Raw genomic sequence first — 19,845 nt, 5'->3', positions numbered from 1 at the left:
ACCGGGAAGCCGGCGCGGGGGCGACCTTGTACCGTCTCAGGGTGAGCACGCCCCCCGCCCCCGAGCTCTTCACCTGGGAGTTCGCGACCGATCCGTACCCGGCCTACGCCTGGCTGCGCGAGCACGCGCCCGTCCACCGGACGAAGCTGCCCAGCGGGGTCGACGCCTGGCTGGTGACGCGGTACGCCGACGCCCGGCAGGCCCTCGCCGACCAGCGTCTGTCGAAGAACCCGGCCCACCACGACGAGCCCTCGCACGCCAAGGGGAAGACCGGGATCCCCGGGGAGCGCAAGGCCGAGCTGATGACACATCTGCTCAACATCGACCCACCGGACCACACCCGGCTGCGGCGGCTGGTGTCCAAGGCGTTCACCCCGCGCCGGGTCGCCGAGTTCGCCCCGCGGGTCCAAGAGCTGACCGACCGGCTGATCGACTCCTTCGCGGAGACCGGGGAGGCCGACCTCATCCACGAGTTCGCCTTCCCGCTGCCCATCTACGCGATCTGCGACCTGCTCGGCGTCCCCCGCGAGGACCAGGACGACTTCCGGGACTGGGCCGGGATGATGATCCGCCACGGCGGCGGGCCGCGCGGCGGGGTGGCACGGTCGGTCAAGAAGATGCGCGGGTATCTCGCGGAGCTGATCCACCGCAAGCGGCTCGACCCGGGCGACGACCTGATCTCGGGGCTCATCAAGGCCTCGGACCACGGCGAGCACCTCACCGAGAACGAGGCGGCCGCCATGGCCTTCATCCTTCTCTTCGCGGGGTTCGAGACCACCGTCAACCTCATCGGCAACGGGGTGTACGCCCTGCTGCGCAACCCGGAGGAGCGCGCGCGTCTCGAGACCTCGCTCGCGGCGGGGGAGCGGGGCCTGCTGGAGACCGGGGTCGAGGAGCTGCTGCGCTACGACGGGCCGGTGGAGCTGGCGACCTGGCGGTACGCCAGGGAGCCGTTGACCATCGGCGGGCAGGCGATCCCTGCGGGTGACCCGGTCCTCGTCGTGCTCGCCGCCGCCGACCGCGACCCGGCGCGCTTCGACGAGCCGGACACCCTCGATCTGTCCCGGCGCGACAACCAGCACTTGGGGTACGGGCACGGCATCCACTACTGCATCGGTGCCCCGCTCGCCCGGCTGGAGGGCCAGATCGCGCTCGCCACGCTGCTGACCCGCCTGCCGGAGCTGCGACTTGCCGCCGATCCGGCCGATCTGCGGTGGCGCGGAGGCCTCATCATGCGGGGGTTGCGTACCCTTCCGGTGCGGTTCGACCGAGTTGTGAGCTGACGGCCCGTCAAGACTGTGACTTTTACGTGATCTCCGCTGCATCGACTTGTGACTGACGTTCGAATGCCGCTACGTTCACCGTCACCTCAGCAGTCACGCGAAAGGCACTCCGCATGCGCTCCGGGAACGGTCGACACCGCAGACCCCGCCAGGCCCCCGCCATCGTCGTCGCCGCAGGCGTCACGGGGTCGGCCCTCGCTCTGCCGCTGCTCGCCGCGGGCTCCGCCTCCGCCGCCGACGCCGCCACCTGGGACCGGGTCGCCGAGTGCGAGTCGGGCGGCCTGTGGAGCGCCCACTTCGGCAACGGGCTCTACGGCGGGCTGCAGTTCACGCAGGAGACCTGGGAGACGTACGGCGGCCTCGCGTACGCCACCAGTGCCGATCTCGCCAGCCGCGCCCAGCAGATCGCGGTGGCCGAGAAGGCGCTCGCCGCGGGCTCCATGCAGTGGGCCACCTGCGCCCCGATCGCCGGGTTGACGAACGACGGCGCCGCTCCCGGTGTCGACCCGGGTCCGGCGGTCGCTCCGCCGGAGTCCACGGCCCCCCTCCCGGAGTCGAACCTGACCGCGGGCCTTCCGGCCGCCCCCGCGGCCCCCGACGCCACCACTCCCGAGACGACCGCGCCCGCGACGCCGGCCCCGGACGCCCTCACGGAGGCGCCCGTCACGTCCGCCACGCCCACCGCACCCACCACGCCCTCCGTGCCGGTGGAGTCAGGCACCGGCAAGCACCGCGGTGACGCGGCCCCGGAGGAGACGGTCAATCCGGGCAGTATTGGCGAAACGGGACGTCACGCGTCACCGAGCACCTCGCCGGGCACCTCGCCGACTGACGCGCCGACAGGTGGGGTGACGCCGGGCGAGGATGCCAACAATGCGGACCTTGCGGACGGAACGGACTCCGGGGGCTCCGAGGACGTAGCGGACTCCAAGGACACTTCGGACGCATACACCGTCAAGCCGGGCGACAGTCTCACCGAGATTGCTCAGGAGAACGAACTCCCCGGCGGCTGGGGCGCCCTCTACGACGCCAACCGGTCGACGGTCGGCACCGATCCGGACCTGATCCTGCCTGGCCAGAGCCTCGATCTGACGATCGGTCTGCCCGGATCCAAGGGTTAGTTAGATTCTGTATGTCCAGTTCTGTGCAAGTGAGACATGGGTCTCTTTGTCGCAACTGGCGTATCACGTCCGCAAACTTTGCTTCCGTCACCTCTCACCTGCGTAAACACCCTTCGTCCCGGAGCACGTACGGGCGATTTTTCCCCAATGGACGTCTTTGAACTTCCGAGGGGTCTGTGTCTACGGTCATCACCGCTCGCCACCGCGGGCCCCGTCGACCGATACGCCGAATCCTGCCGTCGGCCGATGGGAACAGTCGTCGCGTCATGCGCCGAAGGCAGGAGCGGGGGACCCAAGGTAAGTGCCGCCCCCGGCCGTTGAGACAGACGGCCGACGGAGCGGCTTGGGGTGAAGCCGCGCGCTAGGTCGCGCGGCCGGGCAACTCACATGGCCCGAACCCGACAGCTCACCTCGTAGGCGTCGGTGAGGAGATTTCCCATGCTGTTTTCCGCCAAGGGCAAACACCGCCGTCCCTCCAAGGCCACCCGCGCCGTCGCCCTCGCCGGTGTCGCCGGTGTCGCCGTCGCCGCCCCGCTGATGACCGCCGGGTCCGCCTCGGCCGCCACCGCCTCCGAGTGGGACACCGTCGCCCAGTGCGAGTCCGGCGGCAACTGGTCCATCAACACCGGCAACGGCTACTACGGCGGCCTGCAGTTCTCCGCCTCCACGTGGGCCGCCTACGGTGGCACCGCGTACGCCGCCACCGCCGACCAGGCCTCGAAGTCGCAGCAGATCGCGATCGCCGAGAAGGTCCTCGCCGGTCAGGGCAAGGGTGCCTGGCCGAGCTGTGGCGTGGGCCTCTCCAGCGCCTCCCCGGACACCGGTGCCGTCGAGGCGCCTGCCCAGCAGGCCGCCCCGAAGCAGGAGCGTCAGGCCGAGCAGCCGACGACCCGCAGCGAGACGCGGACCGCCCCGAAGAAGGCCGAGTCCAAGAAGACCGTCACCACCCCGACCGGCAAGAAGGTCGAGAAGGGCGACGGCGAGTACAAGGTCGTCGCCGGCGACACGCTGAGCAAGATCGCCGCCGCCCACGACGTCAAGGGTGGCTGGGAGAAGCTCTTCCAGCTCAACAAGGACGTCGTCGACGACGCCGACCTGATCTACCCGGGCCAGCAGCTTCACCTGAAGTGAGCCCGGCGGTTCGCGTGAGTCCGGCGGCTCACGCGGTCCCTCCGACCCTCCCGCGGTGACCACCCCGGTCCGGCGCGCCCTTCCCCCGTGCGCGCCGGACCGGGGTTCCGCGTTTCCCGAGGGCTCCCCCTTCCCGAGGGCTCCGCCTTCCGGAGGTCCGCGTTACCGGAAGGTAGCTTCGGGGTCGTTCGCCCCGGGATGCATGCCCTTGGGTCCTTTTTCGTCCCAGCGGGCGGGCGCCCGGCTGGCCGGAGCCCCGGAGCCGGTTAGGCTCTTGTCGCAAGGCCGAAGCGACCCTGCACAAGTGTTCGTCACATCTAGCGTCACATCCCAGAAGGAGATGCTCGTGCCGTCCATCGACGTCGTCGTAGCCCGGGAAATCCTGGACTCCCGAGGCAACCCCACGGTCGAGGTCGAGGTCGGCCTCGACGACGGCAGCACCGGCCGTGCTGCCGTTCCGTCCGGTGCCTCCACCGGAGCGTTCGAGGCCATTGAGCTCCGTGACGGAGACAAGAGCCGCTACATGGGCAAGGGCGTGGAGAAGGCCGTCCTCGCCGTCATCGAGCAGATCGGCCCGGAGCTCGTCGGCTACGACGCCACCGAGCAGCGCCTGATCGACCAGGCCATGTTCGACCTGGACGCCACCGACAACAAGGCCTCGCTCGGCGCCAACGCCATCCTCGGCGTCTCCCTCGCCGTCGCGCACGCCGCCTCCGAGGCCTCCGACCTCCCGCTCTTCCGCTACCTGGGCGGCCCGAACGCGCACCTGCTGCCCGTTCCGATGATGAACATCCTGAACGGCGGCTCGCACGCCGACTCCAACGTGGACATCCAGGAGTTCATGATCGCGCCGATCGGCGCGGAGTCCTTCTCCGAGGCCCTGCGCTGGGGCACCGAGGTCTACCACACCCTCAAGTCCGTCCTGAAGACCAAGGGCCTGTCCACCGGTCTCGGCGACGAGGGCGGCTTCGCCCCGAACCTCGGCTCCAACCGCGAGGCGCTCGACCTCATCCTCGAGGCCATCAAGCAGGCCGGCTACGTCCCGGGCAAGGACATCGCGCTGGCGCTCGACGTCGCCGCGTCCGAGTTCTACAAGGACGGCTCGTACGAGTTCGAGGGCAAGACCCGCTCGGCCGCCGAGATGACCGACTACTACGCGGAGCTCGTCGACGCGTACCCGCTGGTCTCCATCGAGGACCCGCTGTTCGAGGACGACTGGGCCGGCTGGAAGGCCATCACCGACAAGCTCGGCGCCAAGGTGCAGCTGGTCGGTGACGACCTGTTCGTCACCAACCCGGAGCGCCTGGCCCGCGGCATCGAGGAGAACACCGCCAACGCCCTCCTGGTCAAGGTCAACCAGATCGGTTCGCTGACCGAGACCCTCGACGCCGTCGAGATGGCCCAGCGCAACGGCTTCAAGTGCATGATGTCCCACCGCTCCGGCGAGACCGAGGACGTCACCATCGCCGACCTGGCCGTCGCCACCAACTGCGGCCAGATCAAGACCGGCGCCCCGGCCCGCTCCGAGCGCGTCGCCAAGTACAACCAGCTCCTGCGCATCGAGGAGATCCTCGACGACGCCGCGGTCTACGCCGGCCGCAGCGCTTTCCCGCGGTTTCGCTCTGCGAACTGATAAGCACAGCAAGGGCTGACACCGGCTCACGGGCCGACAGCCCGTCGTACATACGTCCCCGCACGCGGTCCCGTACCGTGTGCGGGGACGTTCGTACGTAATGGGGAGGCGCGCACATGGCCCGGGACCGGTTCTCGACCGCGACCAGGATCAAGCTGCTCGGCGAGCAGACCGCCGCCCGTGTCTACCGCTCCCAGACCCGCCGTCAGGCCCGCCGCTCCCGCCTCACCGGCCGGGCGGCCTTCCTCGCCCTGGTCGTCTGCTCCCTGGTGGTGGCGCTCGCCTACCCCATGCGGCAGTACGTCTCCCAGCGTGGCGAGATCGCGGAGCAGCAGCGCCAGGCGGCCGAGGCCGCCGCCCGGGTCGAGGAGCTGCGCGACGAGAAGGCCCGTCTCCAGGACCCGGCCTACGTCCGCCGCCTCGCCCGCGAGCACCTGCACTACGTGATGCCCGGCGAGACCGGCTTCACCGTGAACGACCCCGAGGCCGAGCGCGCCCGCCGCGAGGAGCAGGGCGCGACCGACCGCCCCTGGTACTCCGACCTCTGGGACGGCGTCGACCACACCGACGCGCGCCGCTAGCCCGTCGACACGAGATGATGGGGCCCGGGCCTCCGGGGCTCCCGGCCATCGGGCCGCTGCCACCGGCCCACCGACCGACCACCGACGAGAAGACAAGACGCCGCATGGAAACGCCCCCTCCGCAGACCGCACGCACCGAGCCCACCGACGCGGACGTCGCCGCCTTCGAGGCGCAGCTCGGCCGACCGCCCCGGGGGCTGCGCGCCATCGCGCACCGTTGCCCGTGCGGCAACCCGGATGTCGTCGAGACCGCGCCGCGGCTCCCGGACGGCACCCCGTTCCCCACCACGTACTACCTGACCTGCCCCCGTGCGGCCTCCGCGATCGGCACGCTCGAGGCCAACGGGGTCATGAAGGAGATGCAGGCCCGGCTCGGCACCGACCCTGAGCTGGCCGCCGCCTACCGGGCCGCGCACGAGGACTACATCGCCCGCCGCGACGCCATCGAGGTCCTGGAGGGCTTCCCCAGCGCCGGCGGCATGCCGGACCGGGTCAAGTGCCTGCATGTCCTGGTCGGCCACTCGCTGGCCGCGGGTCCCGGCGTGAACCCGCTGGGCGACGAGGCCCTCGCGATGCTGCCGGAGTGGTGGGCCAAGGGCCCCTGCGTCGACCCCTGCGGGGAGAGGGAGGCCGCCGAATGACCCGGGTCGCGGGCATCGACTGCGGGACGAACTCCATCCGCCTCCTGGTCGCCGACGTCCACCCGGACACGGGTGAGCTGATCGAGCTGGACCGGCGGATGACGATCGTCCGGCTCGGGCAGGGCGTCGACAAGACCGGCCGGCTCGCGCCCGAGGCCCTGGAGCGGACCTTCGCGGCCTGTCGCGCGTACGCGGCCGTCATCAAGGAACTGGGCGCCGAGAAGGTGCGCTTCGTGGCCACCTCCGCCTCCCGCGACGCCGAGAACCGCGACGAGTTCGTCGCCGGGGTCCTGGACATCCTGGGCGTCGAGCCCGAGGTGATCTCCGGCGACCAGGAGGCCGAGTTCTCCTTCACCGGCGCCACGCTCGAACTGCACGGGGACGAGCGGTACCTGGTCGTCGACATCGGCGGCGGCTCGACGGAGTTCGTCGTCGGCAACCGGCACGTCGAGGCCGCCCGGTCCGTCGACATCGGCTGTGTACGGCTCACCGAGCGGCACGTCCGCAGCGACCCGCCGGCCGCTGCCGAGGTCGAGGCGATCCGCGCCGACATCCGGGCCGCGCTCGACGTGGCCGAGCGGACCGTCCCGATCGCCGAGGCCGACACCCTCGTCGGGCTCGCCGGCTCCGTGACCACGGTCGCCGCGATCGCGCTGGACCTGGAGGAGTACGACTCCGAGAAGATCCACCGCTCCCGGATCTCCTACGACCGCGTCGCCGAGGTGGTCGGCCGGCTGCTCGGCTCCACCCACGACGAGCGCGCGGCGATCCCCGTCATGCACCCGGGACGGGTCGACGTGATCATCGCCGGGGCGCTGGTCCTGCTCGAGATCATGGAGCGGACCGGGGCCCGCGAGGTCGTCGTCAGCGAGCACGACATCCTCGACGGAATCGCTCTGTCCGTGGCATAACGGGCACCCGGCGACGCGTCCGGAAACGACCCGTCGGGAAAGTTCGTGAAGTTCTTCACAAGGAAAAGAGCCCTGATGGGGGTCGCGGAGGGGCTTCAGAGCCTCCAACACCCCTGTCGGGGCTCTTTCGTAGGCGCGGAGCCGTCTTCGCTCGATGTTTCCATCGTGTGAACGCACCCTGTGGTTCAGCGTTAAGAACCGCTCTCCGGGCCAGTTCAGTAGGGGTGAACAACGTTCACCCCCGCACCCTGGTTCCTTTGCACGACCATGACGTGGGTCACGTGGGCGGCGGAGTGTAGCAGAACACCCCGAAGACCTTGTGAAGGGGCGCACGAGCGACCCCCCTCAGAGGGGTGGATACTCGATGCATGAGCACCACGGAGCGTCCCAGGATCCTCGTAGTAGGCGGTGGGTACGTAGGCCTGTACGCAGCTCGGCGCATCCTCAAGAAGATGCGCTTCGGCGAGGCGACCGTCACGGTCGTCGACCCGCGGTCGTACATGACGTACCAGCCCTTCCTCCCCGAAGCCGCCGCAGGCAGCATCTCGCCGCGTCACGTCGTCGTCCCGCTGCGACGCGTCGTGCGCGGAGCCGAGGTGCTCACCGGTCGCGTCACCACCATCGATCAGGACCGCAAGGTCGCCACGGTCGCGCCGCTCGTCGGCGAGGCCTACGAGCTGCCCTTCGACTACCTGGTCATCGCGATGGGCGCGGTCTCCCGTACCTTCCCGATCCCCGGCCTCGCCGAGCAGGGCATCGGCATGAAGGGCGTGGAGGAGGCCATCGGCCTCCGCAACCACGTCCTGGAGCAGCTGGACAAGGCGGACTCGACGACCGACGAGGAGGTCCGCCGCAAGGCGCTGACCTTCGTCTTCGTGGGCGGCGGCTTCGCCGGCGCGGAGACCATCGGCGAGGTCGAGGACATGGCCCGCGACGCGGCGAAGTACTACACCAACGTGAAGCGCGAGGACATGCGCTTCATCCTGGTCGACGCCGCCGACAAGATCCTTCCCGAGGTCGGCCCGGAGCTGGGCCGCTGGGGCAAGGAGCACCTCGAGGGCCGTGGCGTCGAGATCTACCTCTCGACGTCGATGGACTCCTGCGTCGACGGCCACGTCGTGCTGAAGAACGGCCTCGAGGTCGACTCCAGCACCATCGTCTGGACCGCGGGCGTCAAGCCCAACCCGGCGCTGGCCCGCTTCGGCCTCCCGCTCGGCCCGCGCGGCCACGTGGACGCCCAGCCGACCCTCCAGGTCACCGGCACCGACTACATCTGGACCGCGGGCGACAACGCCCAGGTTCCGGACCTCGCCGCCCGCAAGGCCGGCGTGGAGAACGCCTGGTGCCCGCCGAACGCCCAGCACGCGCTGCGCCAGGCGAAGGTCCTCGGCGACAACGTGGTCTCCGGCATGCGGGGCTTCCCGCAGAAGGAGTACGCGCACGCCAACAAGGGCGCGGTCGCGGGTCTCGGCCTGCACAAGGGCGTCGCGATGATCGTCATGGGCAAGATGAAGATCAAGCTCAAGGGCCGTCTCGCCTGGTACATGCACCGTGGCTACCACGGTCTGGCCGTGCCGACCTGGAACCGCAAGATCCGCGTCTTCGCCGACTGGACCCTCGCGATGTTCCTCAAGCGCGAGGTCGTCTCCCTCGGTGCGATGGAGACGCCGCGCGAGGAGTTCTACGAGGCGGCCAAGCCCGCTCCCGCTCCGGCCGCCGCCGCGAGCCAGGAGAAGGCCAAGGCCTCCTAGCTCCACCGCAGTACACCTCCGTAAGGGCCGTCCGCCATCCGTGGTGCGGACGGCCCTTCGGCATGTCCGCCCGAGTCTTCCGCCCGAGTGTTTTGCCGAGTCGTTGCGTGCCGACGGGACGAAAAACGCCTACGGAGGGTGTTTACGTGGTGACGAGCATTTCTGGGGCACGACATCACGGAGGTGTGCACCATGGCCGACGCCGCATTGCGGCTGACCACTCTCGCGGAGGATCTCCTGGGGACCCCGCTCCCGGTGCGTCTGCGAGCCTGGGACGGCAGCCAAGCCGGGCCCGGGGACGGCCCCGTCCTGATCGTCCGGCACCGTCGCGCCCTGCGACGGTTGCTGTGGAAGCCCGGCGAGCTGGGCCTCGCCCGGGCCTGGGTGGCCGGTGAGATCGACGTCGAGGGAGACCTCTACGAGGTCCTGGACCGGCTCTCCGGACTGATCTGGGAGCGCGCGGACGAGACCAGGGGCGCCCTGGAGTCCGTACGCGACCCGAAGCTGCGCGCCGCGGCGCGCGCCCTGCTCAAACTGGCCGGTCCTTTCCCGCCGCCCGCGCCGCCCGCCGAGGAGATGCGCCGGCGCTCCGGCTCCCGCCACAGCAAGCACCGCGATAAGCAGGCGATCAGTCACCACTACGACGTGGGCAACGACTTCTACGAGCTGGTCCTCGGGCCCTCGATGGTCTACTCGTGCGCGTACTGGACGGACGGCGGCACCCTGGAGGACGCCCAGCGCGACAAGCTGGACCTCATCGCCCGCAAGCTGAACCTGAAGGAGGGCGACCGGCTGCTCGACGTCGGCTGCGGCTGGGGCTCCATGGCCATGCACGCGGCCCGCGAGTACGGCGCCCAGGTCGTCGGCATCACCCTCTCCCGCGAGCAGGCCGCCTACGCCCGCAAGCGGATCGCCGAGGAGGGGCTGACCGACCGGATCGAGATCCGCGTCCAGGACTACCGGGACGTCAAGGACGGCCCGTACGACGCCATTTCGTCCATCGGGATGGCCGAACACGTCGGCGCGGTCCGCTACCGCGAGTACGCCGACACCCTGTACGCGCTCCTCAAGCCCGGCGGCCGGCTGCTCAACCACCAGATCTCCCGCCGCCCCGAACCGGACGAGACCGCCTACCAGGTGGACGCGTTCATCGACGCGTACGTCTTCCCGGACGGCGAGCTGGCCCCGATGGGCCGCACGCTCTCCACCCTGGAGGACGCCGGCTTCGAGGTCCGTGACGTGGAGGCCATCCGCGAGCACTACGCCCTGACGCTGCGCCGCTGGGTGGCCAACCTGGAGGCCGACTGGAGCCGGGCCGTACGGAACACCTCGCCCGGCCGGGCCAGGATCTGGCGGCTCTACATGGCCGCCTCCGCCGTCGCCTTCGAGCGCAACCGGATCGGCGTGAACCAGTTCCTCGCGGTGAGGACGCCCGAGTCGGGCGCCTCGGGCGTGCCCCTGCGGCCCCGGGTGTGGAACGAGAAGCCCTGACATCGGGTGTACGAGGAAGGGCCGGGCCCCTGTGCGGGAGCCCGGCCCTTCCTCGTACCCGTGCCGCCGCTACTCGGCCTTGATGGCGTTCAGCATGTTCAGCTTCGCCGCGCTGCGGGCGGGCCAGAGGGAGGCCAGCACACCGACCAGGCCGGCGAGGACCACGAAGATCCCGATCCGGTCCCAGGGCAGGACCAGGGCGTAACCCGGCAGGCTGGCCTTGAACGTCTCGCCGATCGCCCAGCCGAGGAACGAGCCGAGACCGATGCCGACCACCGCGCCGAACAGCGAGATGACCACGGCCTCCAGACGGACCATCCGCTTGACCCGGCGACGGTCGAGACCGATCGCCCGCAGCATCCCGATCTCCTGCTGCCGCTCGAAGACCGACATGGCGAGGGTGTTCACGACACCGAGGACCGCGATGATCAGGGCCATCGCCAGCAGGCCGTACATGATGTTCAGCAGGATGTTGATCGGGCCGCCGAAGGCGTCACGGATGTCCTTGTGGTCCATGACGGTGATGGCCGGGTTGTCGCCCATCGCCTTCGCGAGCGCCTTCTCGTTGGCCGCCGAGGAGCCGCCGTCCATCGAGACGAAGATCTGGGGGATGTGGGCCTGCTGCTCGTGCGAGGCGAGGATCGCGGAGTCCACCAGGACCGGCGAGACGAACTCGCTGTCCTCGAAGACCGCGCCGACCGTCAGCTTGCCCTTCCGCTGGTCCATGAACTCGACCGGCAGCGTGTCGCCGACCTTCCAGCCCTGCTTGGTCGCGGTCTTCTCGGCGACCGCGATCTGACCCTCGCCGAGGGTGTCGAGGGAGCCCTTCACCGTGGTGAGCTTGAGGACCCGCTCGATGTCGATCGGGGTGACACCCGAGGCCGAGACGCCCTTGCCTTCCAGATCGAACCAGCCGGCCTGCTGCGGCGAGGAGGCGACGACGCCGGGCGCCTTCTCGATCGCGGCGAGCGCGTCCGCGCTCAGCCCCTCGCCGCTGGCCATGGTGACCATGTAGTCGGCCGTGATCTGGTCCGTCGTCATCTTGTCGATGGCCGTGCCGACCGTCGCGCCGAGCACCGAGAGGCCGGTGACCAGGGTCAGGCCGATGGCGAGCGCGGAGGCGGTGGCGCCGGTACGGCGCGGGTTGCGGACCGCGTTGAGGCCGGCGAGCTTGCCGGAGACCCCGAAGGCCTTCACGAAGAAGGGGCGGATCACGGCGATCACCGGGCGGGACAGCAGCGGGATCAGCACGATCACGCCGATGAGGGTGAGGAAGGCGCCGCCCGCGATGACCGCCTGGCCCGTGTCGCCGCCCTTGCCCGCGCCGAACACGATCAGGACCACGCCGAGCGCGGTGAGCGCGGCGCCGATGGAGTTGCGCACCACCAGGGACTTGGTCGTCGCGGCGGCGTGGACGCTGCTCATCGCGGCCACCGGGGGGATCTTCGCGGCACGGCGGCCGGGCAGCCAGGCGGCGAGCATGGTGATCAGGATGCCCACGGCGAGCGCGGAGACGATCGGGGTGGTGCCGAGGACCAGCGGGCCGTCCGGCACCTTCAGGTCGAAGGCGTTCATGCCGGCGCGCAGCCCGAGGGCCAGGGCCACGCCGAGGCCGTAGCCGATGACCGAGGCGACCAGGCCGACCAGACCGGCCTCGGCGAGGACGGAGCGGGTGACCTGCTTGCGCGAGGCACCGACCGCGCGCATCAGGGCCAGTTCCTTCGTGCGCTGGGCGACCAGCATGGTGAAGGTGTTGGAGATCAGGAAGACACCGACAAAGAGCGCGATGCCGGCGAAGCCGAGCAGCACCTTGTTGAGCGCGCCGAGCCCTTCCTCGATCTGACGGGCCTGCTCGTCGGCGAGCGCCTGCCCGGTCTGGGCGGTGGCGGCCTTCGGGACGACCTTCAGGACCTCGTCCAGGAGCTTGTCGGCGTCGGTGCCGGGGGCGGCGACGACGGCGGCGTCCTGGAAGTAGCCGGGCTTCAGGTACTGCTGCTGGGCGGCGGAGGTGTCGAAGAGGACCAGGCTGCCGCCGGCGCTGACGGCGCCGTCCTCGGTGGTGAAGACACCGGAGAGGGTGTACTCCTTCACCGGGCCGTTGGTGGCCACGCGGACGGTGTCGCCGACCTTGTAGCCGCCCTTGGCGGCGGTCTCCTTGTCGAGCGCGATCTGACCGTCCCGCACCGGGCCGGCGCCCAGGACGAAGTCGTACGCCCGGTCCTTGCCGTCCTTGCCGGGGGCGAAGTTCGTGCCCTTGTTGGACCAGCCGACGCCGATCAGCTTGCCGTCCTTGTCGGGCACGCCGGCGAAGCCGCCGACCCGTCCGGAGACGGAGGCGACGCCGTCGAGCTTCTCGATGCGGTCGAGCACGTCCTGGGAGAGCCCGGGGGTCTTGGCGGCCTCGTCGGGGCTCGGTTGCAGGCTGACGGCGACGGCCACGTCGTCGTAGCTCTTGGCCGACTGGTTGCGGAAGGCCTGGGAGAGGGTGTCGGTGAAGACCAGGGTGCCGGAGACGAAGGCCACGCCGAGCATGACGGCGAGCACGGTCATCAGCAGCCTGGCCTTGTGCGCGAGCACATTGCGCAAGGCGGTACGGAACATGGTGTGTCCTGGAGTGTGCCCCGCCGGCGCCGGGGCGCGCGGGGAGAAGTCGGGTGGGTGGGGCGTGGCCGTAACCGGACCGGCTCGGGCCCGTCGCTGTCGCGGGTCGCGGAGGCGTCAGGCCCCGAGGATCGCGGGGTCTACGGGGCGGAGCCGGAGGAGGCGAGGCGGCGGCGCGGGCGCCGTCAGCTCGTGCGGCCCTTCGCGTCGAAGGCCTTCATGCGGTCCAGCACACCGTCCGCCGTCGGCGCGAGCATCTCGTCGACGATCCGGCCGTCCGCGAGGAAGATCACCCGGTCCGCGTAGGACGCGGCGACCGGATCGTGCGTGACCATGACGACCGTCTGGCCCAGCTCCCGTACCGAATTGCGCAGGAAGCCCAGCACCTCCGCGCCCGAGCGCGAGTCCAGGTTTCCGGTCGGCTCGTCGCCGAAGATGATCTCCGGGCGGGAGGCCAGCGCACGGGCCACGGCGACGCGCTGCTGCTGGCCGCCGGAGAGCTGCGCGGGCCGGTGGCTCAGCCGGCCGGACAGGCCGATCATGTCGATGACCTTCTCCACCCACTGCTTGTCGGGCTTGCGGCCCGCGATGTCCATCGGCAGCGTGATGTTCTCCAGGGCCGTCAGCGTCGGCAGCAGGTTGAACGCCTGGAAGATGAAGCCGATCTTGTCCCGGCGCAGCTGCGTGAGCTGCTTGTCCTTCAGCGTGCCCAGCTCGGTCTCGCCGAGGCGGACGGAGCCGGAGCTGAAGGAGTCCAGACCGGCGACGCAGTGCATCAGGGTCGACTTGCCGGAACCCGAGGGGCCCATGATCGCGGTGAACTCGCCCTGCCGGAAGTCGACGGTGACGTGGTCCAGGGCGACCACCTGGGTCTCGCCCTGTCCGTAGACCTTCGAGAGATCCGTGGCGCGGGCGGCCACCGCGGTGGCGCGGGACACGGTGGGGGTGGTGGTCACGAGGTGGACTCCTGTCACTGCGGATGTTCGGGAACCACTCCATCGTGTCGAGCGTTGAGGCCCGGAGCGTCCGCCCACGTGCCCGTTCCTGGGGCAGCCTCGAGTCGGACCGGGAGGCTCTTCCCTCCTCCTGAGGTATGACAGGACCCCTGAGACCGACTCCGAGCCCCGACCGAGCGCGGGCCGGGCGCGTGCCCCGCGGGAGACATGACATAGATGCGGCGACTTTCCGTCATTCCGGCGTACGCGCCTTTGCGCCTGCGACCCCTGTCACAGTTCGTCAGATGGGCCCCCACCTGCACTGACGCACCCTCAGACGTCAATAAAATAAGACAACATCGGGCCGCCGTTCCGCTGAACGGGGGAAGCCTCCCGATAGGCTCATGTGCCAACGCGGAGCCGCGCGCCATGCCCGGGTGGTGGAATGCAGACACGGCGAGCTTAAACCTCGCTGGCCTTCGGGCCGTACCGGTTCGAGTCCGGTTCCGGGCACAGCTCACCACCCCTCGACCGCCGGTCTTCTCTAACGATCTCGGAAAGATCCTCCCCGAGCACTAGGGAGTTTCTTTTGCTTCCGCATTACTCTTGACGCAAGGCCGCGCAGTGCGGCCATGGAGGAGTGAGATGAGGAGCAGCAACCCGGTCTTCTCGCGACGGGGGTTCAGCCGCGACAACAGCGGCTACGCCGGCTTCAACGCGCAGCAGCCGCAGGCCGGGGGCCCCGCCGTCGGAACCAACCCCTACGCCGAAGGCGCGACGAACCCGTACGCGACCAACCCGTACGCGCAGGACACCCAGCTCGGGGCCCCGCAGCAGGCACGCGGCAATGTGATGACGATCGACGACGTCGTGAGCCGTACGGCCATGACGCTCGGCACGGTCGTGGTCACCGCCGCCCTGTCGTGGTTCCTGCTGCCGGTCGACGAGGCGAACATCACCAAGTCGTACGGCATCGCCATCGGCGCCGCCCTGGTGGCCTTCGTCCTGGCGATGGTGCAGTCCTTCAAGCGCAAGCCCTCGCCCGCGCTGATCCTGGCCTACGCGGCGTTCGAGGGTGTGTTCCTCGGCGTCATCTCGGCCGCGGTCTCGACCTACATCTCGCCCGGTGTGGTCGCGCAGGCGGTCCTCGGCACGATGGCGGTCTTCGCCGGCGTGCTGATCGCGTACAAGATGCGCTGGATCCGTGTGACCCGCCGTTTCTACGGCTTCGTGATGGCGGCCGCGATCGGCTTCATCCTGCTGATGGCGGTCAACGCGCTGTTCTCGCTGTTCGACGGCGCCGGTGACGGCCTGGGCTTCCGCAGCGGCGGCCTCGGCATCCTCTTCGGTGTCATCGGCATCATCCTCGGTGCCTGCTTCCTCGCTCTCGACTTCAAGCAGGTCGAGGACGGTCTGACGTACGGCGCCCCGCGCGAGGAGTCCTGGCTGGCGGCCTTCGGCCTCACCCTGACCCTGGTGTGGATCTACCTGGAGATGCTGCGCGTCCTGTCGATCCTGCAGGGCGACGACTGACGCACCCGCGTGTGACGAAGGGCCCGTCCGGTTTCTGCCGGGCGGGCCCTTCCGCGTTCTTCCCGGGGGACGGGGCGTGGGGCGGCGGGCGTACCGGTCTCTATGCTGATCATCCGTTCGGGCGGTGAGGGGGAGCATGATCGACATCGACGGGTATCTGGCCGTGCTGGGGGTGGCCCGGCCGGCGGCCCCGACCGTCGAGGCGCTGCGGGCACTGCACCGGGCGCATGTGGAGCGGGTCGCCTACGAGAACATCGACATCCATCTGGGGCGGCCGACGGGCATCGGCGCCGCGGAGTCCGTGGCCCGGATCGTGCGCGGGCGCGGCGGCTACTGCTTCCACCTCAACGGGGCCTTCGGCGCGCTGCTGACGGCCCTGGGCTACGACGTCACCCTGCACCGGGCCGGGGTGCAGGGCACCCCCGAGGACACCGCGGGCGCGGCCGGCGACCATCTCGCGCTGACCGTGCGGCTCGACGGCGAGCGGTGGCTGGTCGACACCGGGCTCGCGGGCGGCGTGCACGAGCCGCTGCCGCTGCGGGAAGCCGACTACACCCAAGGACCGTTCACCTACGCGATGGCCCCGTCGGTGGCGGAGCCCGGCGGCTGGCGGTTCACCCATGACCCCCGCGGCGCGTTCATGGCGATGGACTTCGCGCCGGAACCCGTGGAGCTGTCCTCCTTCGCCGCCGAGCACGTACGGCTGTCCACCTCCCCCGAGTCCGGCTTCGTCCGGGTCCTCACCGCCCAGCGCCGCGACGCCAAGGGTGTGGACGTGCTGCGCGGCTGTGTGCTGCGCCGGATCGACGCCGGGGGCACGGACGAGCGGACCATCGACTCGGCCGACGAGTGGTACGACGTACTGGCCGGCGTGTTCCGGCTGGACCTGTCCGACGTGGACGCCCCCGCGCGGGCGGAGCTGTGGCATCGCGTCCGCGCGGCGCACGAGGAGTGGGAGGCCGCGGAGCGGCGGTGACCCTATGCGAGGGTCCGGCTCTCCACGCCCTAGGGGGTGAGCGCGGCGTCCAGGAGTACCCGGGCCGCGTTCTTCGCCTGGGCGGCCGGCTCGGGGGAGCCGTTGATGCCCGCGACGGCCATGGCGCCGTTGGCGAGCAGCGCCAGCTGGTCGGCCAGCTCCGTCGGCGCGCCGAGGGCGGTCGTCTGCTCCGCGAAGTACTCCCGCACGGCCTGCTTGTGGCCGCGGGCGATGTCGGCGACGTCCGGTGAGATGCCGCCCATCTCGCCGAAGGTGTTGATGAAGGCGCAGCCGCGGAAGCCGGGGTCGGCGAACCAGGCGCCGAGGTAGTCGAAGACCGCCAGGGCGCGCTCGTACGGGGTTCCGGCGTGGCGTGCGCCGTGGGCCGCGATGGCCTCCCGTACGGCCGTGTCGCGGCGGTTGAGGACGGCCCACACCAGATGGTCCTTGGACGGGAAGAGCTGGTAAAGGCGCTTGAGGGAGACGCCGGACGCCGTGCGGATGGCGTCCATGCCGACCGCCTGCACCCCGCGCTCGTCGAAGAGGGCCTCGGCGGCCTCCAGGAGCCGCAGCTCGGCGGTTTCCGTGTCCATCGTCCGCTCACCCCTTGCCTGGAGAACCATCGTTCTCCTACTCTACAGGGCATCGGGAGAACGGTCGTTCTCCCGCCGTCCGAACGGGGAGGCCCCACCATGTCCGCATTCACCCTGCGCGCCCGCACCGAGACGATCGACGGGCTCGACGTCTTCTACCGGGAGGCCGGCGATCCGAGCCGTCCCACGCTCGTGCTGCTGCACGGCTTCCCGTCCAGCTCGCACATGTACCGCGGGCTGATGGCCGAGCTGGCCGACACGTACCACCTGATCGCGCCGGACCACATCGGCTTCGGTGCCTCGTCCGCGCCGGCCGTCGACGCCTTCGGCTACAGCTTCGAGAAGCTCACCGAGGTCACCCTGAAGCTGCTCGACCGGCTCGGGATCGACCGCTTCGCGCTCTACATCCAGGACTACGGAGCCCCCATCGGGCTGCGGATCGCCGCACGGAACCCCGATCGGGTCACCGCGATCGTCACCCAGAGCGGCAACGCCTACATGGAGGGCTTCACGCCCTTCTGGGACGTGCTCTTCGCCCACGCCAAGGACCGGGAGGCGAACGAGGCCGCCGTGCGCGAGCTGCTGACCGTCGAGGCCACCCGCTGGCAGTACACCCACGGCGTCCCGGCCGACCGCCTCGACCGCGTCGGGCCGGAGACCTGGACCCTGGACCAGGCCGGCCTGGACCGGCCCGGCAACAAGGAGATCCAGCTCCAGCTCTTCTGGGACTACCAGTTCAACCTGGACGGCTATCCGGCCTTCCAGGAGTACTTCCGCACCCACCGGCCCCCGCTGCTGGCCGCCTGGGGCCGCGGCGACGAGATCTTCGGCCCCGCGGGCGCCGAGGCCTTCGCGCGGGACCTGCCGGACGCGGAGATCCACCTCCTCGACGCCGGGCACTTCGCCCTGGAGACGCACGGAGAGGAGATCGCCGCGCTGGTCCGCGACTTCCTGGACCGCCACGCGAGGTGAACCGGCAAGCGAGGTGAGCCGGCACGGGTGGTGAACCGGCACGCGCGCTCGCGGTGAGCCGACGGGGGCCCGTCCGGTCGGACGAGCCCCCGTGCGGGTGTCGCGGAGTGTCAGAGCAGCCGACGGGCCGCTCGCCGAAGGTCGTACTCGTGGATGATCGCTTTCGCGTGGCCGTACGCGAGGTCGTGTTCGCCCCGGAGCCAGCTCACCTTCTCCTCGAAGCGGACGAGGGAGGGGCCTTCCTCGACGGTGCGAAGCCAGTCGGAGACTTCACGACCGGTGCAATGGGGGATGCGGGCGAGCAGGTTGCGGTGGGTCTCTTCGGAGAATGCGTGGGACATCGGCGCCTCCGGACGCGTGTTGCCGTGTGCTCCTTCCCGTCACCGTGCCTGAGTGCCGCGCCGTTGGCAACAGTCCCTGGAGGGCGCGTAGGGTCGCGGAGTGCTTGATACGAGTGAACTGACCGCCGCCGTCGAACGGTTCGCCGACCGTCTGCGGACCGCCCCGCAGAGCCGCCTCCAGCGCGGCGCAGCCGCCGAAGGGCTGACACTGGCCCGGGAGTTGGCGCTGCGGGCGCAGCGGATCGAGGAGCCGGGGGGTGCCGGACGGATCATGCCGGACGCCGGTGTCTTCGCGGTCGCCGACCAACTCGTGGTGGCCGGAAACGATCTGGCGGAGATTCTGCGAACGGCCCCGGCCGGATCCCCGGAGGGGGAGCTGGGCGAGGCCGTCAGGCTGGTGCGGGAGGCCGCGGAGCGAGCGGGGTTGTGACCCCGCGGCATCAGAGCGACGCGATGACGCGGTCGGCCAGGATGTAGACGTTCTCGTCGTCCGCGTCCCCGAAGGAGAACGTCAGGGCGTACGCGCCCGAGACGCCCGAACCGCCGAGCAGGACGGGCGTACGGCCGGCGTGCAGGGCGTCCGCGAGACGCTCGGCGGTCTCCCGGTGGCCGGGGGTCATGCAGAGCGTGGTGCCGTCGGCGAAGACGTACACGTCCAGCGTGCCGAGCGGGCCCGGGCGCACGTCCGTCAGCGCGGTGCGCGTGTCGGCGAGCTCCTCCAGGCGGGCGACCGTGCGCTCGTGGTCGGTGACGACGGGCGTCTGCACCGGCACGAAGTCGGGGTGCGAGGGGTGGCGGCGGCGGGCCGCGGCGAGCTCGGGCGAGTCCTCGGCGTACTCGGTCAGCTCGGGGAACTCGTCCAGGACGCTGTCGGCGCCGGGGCCGTCCAGCGCGGCGGCCTCGGCCTCCATCGCCTCCAGGGCCATGGCCTCCAGGCCGGCGAAGTCGGCCTGGCGCGGGACGTAGAAGGGGCCGTCCTCGGTGGTGCCGCCCAGGCCGCCGAGCACGGACGGGGCGTCGGCCGCGTCACGGGCCTCCTGCGCCGCCCAGAAGGCCCGCGCCTCGGCGAGCTCGCGCTCGCGCTCCTCGGCCAGCGCCTCGGCCACCGCGGCCCGTATCTCGGCCGCGGGCGACTGGCGGGCGTGGGGCACGGACACCCCGTGGGCCGTGGCGAGTTCGCTACGCAGAGCGGTGACCTGCTTACGGAGACCGTGGGCAGCGTGCAGGGCGGCGGCGCCCACGGCCGTGGCGGCGGCCGTGGTCACCAGCAGGGCAAGAGACATGGCGCTCACTGACGTACTCCCGATTCCGAGTCGATCCCCCGACTTCCTACATCAGCTTGTCGTGGGAG

18 protein-coding genes, 1 tRNA gene and 1 riboswitch are annotated in these 19,845 nt (G+C 70.6%); of the genes, 14 read left to right on the top strand and 5 right to left on the bottom strand.

Features of this window, described 5'->3' with window-relative positions:
- Positions 1 to 41: 41 nt before the first annotated feature.
- The 9 genes from ACFYV5_RS27310 (at position 42) to ACFYV5_RS27270 (ending at position 10,543) form a co-directional block, all read left to right on the top strand.
- Positions 42 to 1,283: a cytochrome P450 gene (locus ACFYV5_RS27310; RefSeq protein ID WP_389172717.1), complete on the top strand. Its 1,242-nt coding sequence runs from the start codon at positions 42 to 44 to the stop codon at positions 1,281 to 1,283.
- Positions 1,284 to 1,396: 113 nt separating this feature from the next.
- Positions 1,397 to 2,404 carry a transglycosylase family protein gene (locus ACFYV5_RS27305; RefSeq protein ID WP_389172715.1) on the top strand — a complete coding sequence of 336 codons (1,008 nt, stop codon included), beginning with the start codon at positions 1,397 to 1,399 and terminating at the stop codon, positions 2,402 to 2,404.
- Between the two features lie 259 nt (positions 2,405 to 2,663).
- A riboswitch (cyclic di-AMP (ydaO/yuaA leader) is annotated at positions 2,664 to 2,839 on the top strand.
- Positions 2,840 to 2,842: 3 nt separating this feature from the next.
- Positions 2,843 to 3,535, top strand: a complete 693-nt coding sequence (locus tag ACFYV5_RS27300) for a transglycosylase family protein (RefSeq protein ID WP_389172713.1) — start codon at positions 2,843 to 2,845, stop codon at positions 3,533 to 3,535.
- Positions 3,536 to 3,881: 346 nt separating this feature from the next.
- Positions 3,882 to 5,168: a phosphopyruvate hydratase gene (gene eno / locus ACFYV5_RS27295; RefSeq protein ID WP_355114543.1), complete on the top strand. Its 1,287-nt coding sequence runs from the start codon at positions 3,882 to 3,884 to the stop codon at positions 5,166 to 5,168.
- A 116-nt stretch (positions 5,169 to 5,284) separates the two neighbouring features.
- A complete protein-coding gene (locus tag ACFYV5_RS27290) occupies positions 5,285 to 5,749 on the top strand; it encodes a septum formation initiator family protein (RefSeq protein ID WP_355114544.1) in 465 nt (154 codons plus the stop codon).
- 104 nt (positions 5,750 to 5,853) lie between these two features.
- Entirely contained in the window at positions 5,854 to 6,390 is a 537-nt protein-coding gene (locus tag ACFYV5_RS27285) for a DUF501 domain-containing protein (RefSeq protein ID WP_355114545.1), read from the top strand.
- A complete protein-coding gene (locus tag ACFYV5_RS27280; protein WP_389172710.1) occupies positions 6,387 to 7,301 on the top strand; it encodes an exopolyphosphatase in 915 nt (304 codons plus the stop codon). The genes ACFYV5_RS27285 and ACFYV5_RS27280 overlap by 4 nt, the downstream gene beginning before the upstream one ends.
- Positions 7,302 to 7,669: 368 nt before the next feature.
- Positions 7,670 to 9,052, top strand: coding sequence for an NAD(P)/FAD-dependent oxidoreductase (locus ACFYV5_RS27275; RefSeq protein WP_355114549.1), 1,383 nt, complete (start codon positions 7,670 to 7,672; stop codon positions 9,050 to 9,052).
- 192 nt (positions 9,053 to 9,244) lie between these two features.
- Positions 9,245 to 10,543 (top strand): class I SAM-dependent methyltransferase, encoded by a 1,299-nt coding sequence (locus ACFYV5_RS27270; RefSeq protein ID WP_389172708.1) that lies wholly within the window; start codon positions 9,245 to 9,247, stop codon positions 10,541 to 10,543.
- A gap of 69 nt (positions 10,544 to 10,612) precedes the next feature.
- Here the strand turns inward: ACFYV5_RS27270 and ACFYV5_RS27265 are convergent, their stop codons facing one another.
- Together ACFYV5_RS27265 and ACFYV5_RS27260 are read right to left on the bottom strand one after the other, a co-directional pair.
- On the bottom strand, positions 10,613 to 13,144 hold the full coding sequence (locus ACFYV5_RS27265; RefSeq protein ID WP_389172706.1) for an ABC transporter permease: 2,532 nt from the start codon (positions 13,142 to 13,144) through the stop codon (positions 10,613 to 10,615).
- Positions 13,145 to 13,329: 185 nt separating this feature from the next.
- The gene (locus ACFYV5_RS27260; protein WP_355114554.1) at positions 13,330 to 14,100 is read right to left on the bottom strand and encodes an ABC transporter ATP-binding protein; all 771 of its coding nucleotides are present in this window, start codon (positions 14,098 to 14,100) and stop codon (positions 13,330 to 13,332) included.
- 410 nt (positions 14,101 to 14,510) lie between these two features.
- Here ACFYV5_RS27260 and ACFYV5_RS27255 point away from each other — a divergent pair.
- The 3 genes from ACFYV5_RS27255 (at position 14,511) to ACFYV5_RS27245 (ending at position 16,588) form a co-directional block, all read left to right on the top strand.
- A tRNA-Leu gene (locus ACFYV5_RS27255) sits at positions 14,511 to 14,592 on the top strand.
- Positions 14,593 to 14,724: 132 nt separating this feature from the next.
- On the top strand, positions 14,725 to 15,612 hold the full coding sequence (locus ACFYV5_RS27250) for a Bax inhibitor-1/YccA family protein (RefSeq protein ID WP_389172703.1): 888 nt from the start codon (positions 14,725 to 14,727) through the stop codon (positions 15,610 to 15,612).
- Between the two features lie 136 nt (positions 15,613 to 15,748).
- Positions 15,749 to 16,588 (top strand): arylamine N-acetyltransferase, encoded by an 840-nt coding sequence (locus tag ACFYV5_RS27245; RefSeq protein WP_389172701.1) that lies wholly within the window; start codon positions 15,749 to 15,751, stop codon positions 16,586 to 16,588.
- A 29-nt stretch (positions 16,589 to 16,617) separates the two neighbouring features.
- Here ACFYV5_RS27245 and ACFYV5_RS27240 read toward each other — a convergent pair whose 3' ends face one another.
- Positions 16,618 to 17,181, bottom strand: a complete 564-nt coding sequence (locus tag ACFYV5_RS27240) for a TetR/AcrR family transcriptional regulator (protein ID WP_389172699.1) — start codon at positions 17,179 to 17,181, stop codon at positions 16,618 to 16,620.
- Between the two features lie 99 nt (positions 17,182 to 17,280).
- Between ACFYV5_RS27240 and ACFYV5_RS27235 the strand changes: the two genes are divergently transcribed.
- Positions 17,281 to 18,153, top strand: coding sequence for an alpha/beta fold hydrolase (locus ACFYV5_RS27235; protein ID WP_389172697.1), 873 nt, complete (start codon positions 17,281 to 17,283; stop codon positions 18,151 to 18,153).
- Positions 18,154 to 18,263: 110 nt separating this feature from the next.
- Here the strand turns inward: ACFYV5_RS27235 and ACFYV5_RS27230 are convergent, their stop codons facing one another.
- The gene (locus ACFYV5_RS27230) at positions 18,264 to 18,494 is read right to left on the bottom strand and encodes a DUF4287 domain-containing protein (protein ID WP_355114563.1); all 231 of its coding nucleotides are present in this window, start codon (positions 18,492 to 18,494) and stop codon (positions 18,264 to 18,266) included.
- A gap of 100 nt (positions 18,495 to 18,594) precedes the next feature.
- On the opposite strand from ACFYV5_RS27230, the gene ACFYV5_RS27225 reads away from it, so the two are divergent.
- Positions 18,595 to 18,924 (top strand): hypothetical protein, encoded by a 330-nt coding sequence (locus tag ACFYV5_RS27225; protein WP_389172695.1) that lies wholly within the window; start codon positions 18,595 to 18,597, stop codon positions 18,922 to 18,924.
- Positions 18,925 to 18,934: 10 nt separating this feature from the next.
- On the opposite strand, the gene ACFYV5_RS27220 is transcribed toward ACFYV5_RS27225, so the two are convergent.
- The gene (locus tag ACFYV5_RS27220; protein ID WP_389172693.1) at positions 18,935 to 19,777 is read right to left on the bottom strand and encodes a hypothetical protein; all 843 of its coding nucleotides are present in this window, start codon (positions 19,775 to 19,777) and stop codon (positions 18,935 to 18,937) included.
- Positions 19,778 to 19,845 lie beyond the last annotated feature (68 nt).

Origin of the sequence: Streptomyces sp. NPDC003035 (genome assembly GCF_042888285.1) — a bacterium.
In the GTDB taxonomy this organism is placed as follows: Bacteria; Actinomycetota; Actinomycetes; order Streptomycetales; family Streptomycetaceae; genus Streptomyces.
This window is presented reverse-complemented; position numbering and strand designations above follow the sequence as displayed.

Excerpts from the sequence above, each read along its gene's own strand:
- ACFYV5_RS27265 (WP_389172706.1), bottom strand. The coding sequence starts at position 13,144 with ATGTTCCGTACCGCCTTGCGCAATGTGCTCGCGCACAAGGCCAGGCTG.
- ACFYV5_RS27270 (WP_389172708.1), top strand. The coding sequence starts at position 9,245 with ATGGCCGACGCCGCATTGCGGCTGACCACTCTCGCGGAGGATCTCCTG.
- ACFYV5_RS27235 (WP_389172697.1), top strand. The coding sequence starts at position 17,281 with ATGTCCGCATTCACCCTGCGCGCCCGCACCGAGACGATCGACGGGCTC.
- ACFYV5_RS27245 (WP_389172701.1), top strand. The coding sequence starts at position 15,749 with ATGATCGACATCGACGGGTATCTGGCCGTGCTGGGGGTGGCCCGGCCG.
- ACFYV5_RS27280 (WP_389172710.1), top strand. The coding sequence starts at position 6,387 with ATGACCCGGGTCGCGGGCATCGACTGCGGGACGAACTCCATCCGCCTC.
- ACFYV5_RS27275 (WP_355114549.1), top strand. The coding sequence starts at position 7,670 with ATGAGCACCACGGAGCGTCCCAGGATCCTCGTAGTAGGCGGTGGGTAC.
- ACFYV5_RS27240 (WP_389172699.1), bottom strand. The coding sequence starts at position 17,181 with ATGGACACGGAAACCGCCGAGCTGCGGCTCCTGGAGGCCGCCGAGGCC.
- ACFYV5_RS27290 (WP_355114544.1), top strand. The coding sequence starts at position 5,285 with ATGGCCCGGGACCGGTTCTCGACCGCGACCAGGATCAAGCTGCTCGGC.
- ACFYV5_RS27305 (WP_389172715.1), top strand. The coding sequence starts at position 1,397 with ATGCGCTCCGGGAACGGTCGACACCGCAGACCCCGCCAGGCCCCCGCC.
- ACFYV5_RS27285 (WP_355114545.1), top strand. The coding sequence starts at position 5,854 with ATGGAAACGCCCCCTCCGCAGACCGCACGCACCGAGCCCACCGACGCG.
- ACFYV5_RS27250 (WP_389172703.1), top strand. The coding sequence starts at position 14,725 with ATGAGGAGCAGCAACCCGGTCTTCTCGCGACGGGGGTTCAGCCGCGAC.
- ACFYV5_RS27230 (WP_355114563.1), bottom strand. The coding sequence starts at position 18,494 with ATGTCCCACGCATTCTCCGAAGAGACCCACCGCAACCTGCTCGCCCGC.
- ACFYV5_RS27220 (WP_389172693.1), bottom strand. The coding sequence starts at position 19,777 with ATGTCTCTTGCCCTGCTGGTGACCACGGCCGCCGCCACGGCCGTGGGC.
- ACFYV5_RS27300 (WP_389172713.1), top strand. The coding sequence starts at position 2,843 with ATGCTGTTTTCCGCCAAGGGCAAACACCGCCGTCCCTCCAAGGCCACC.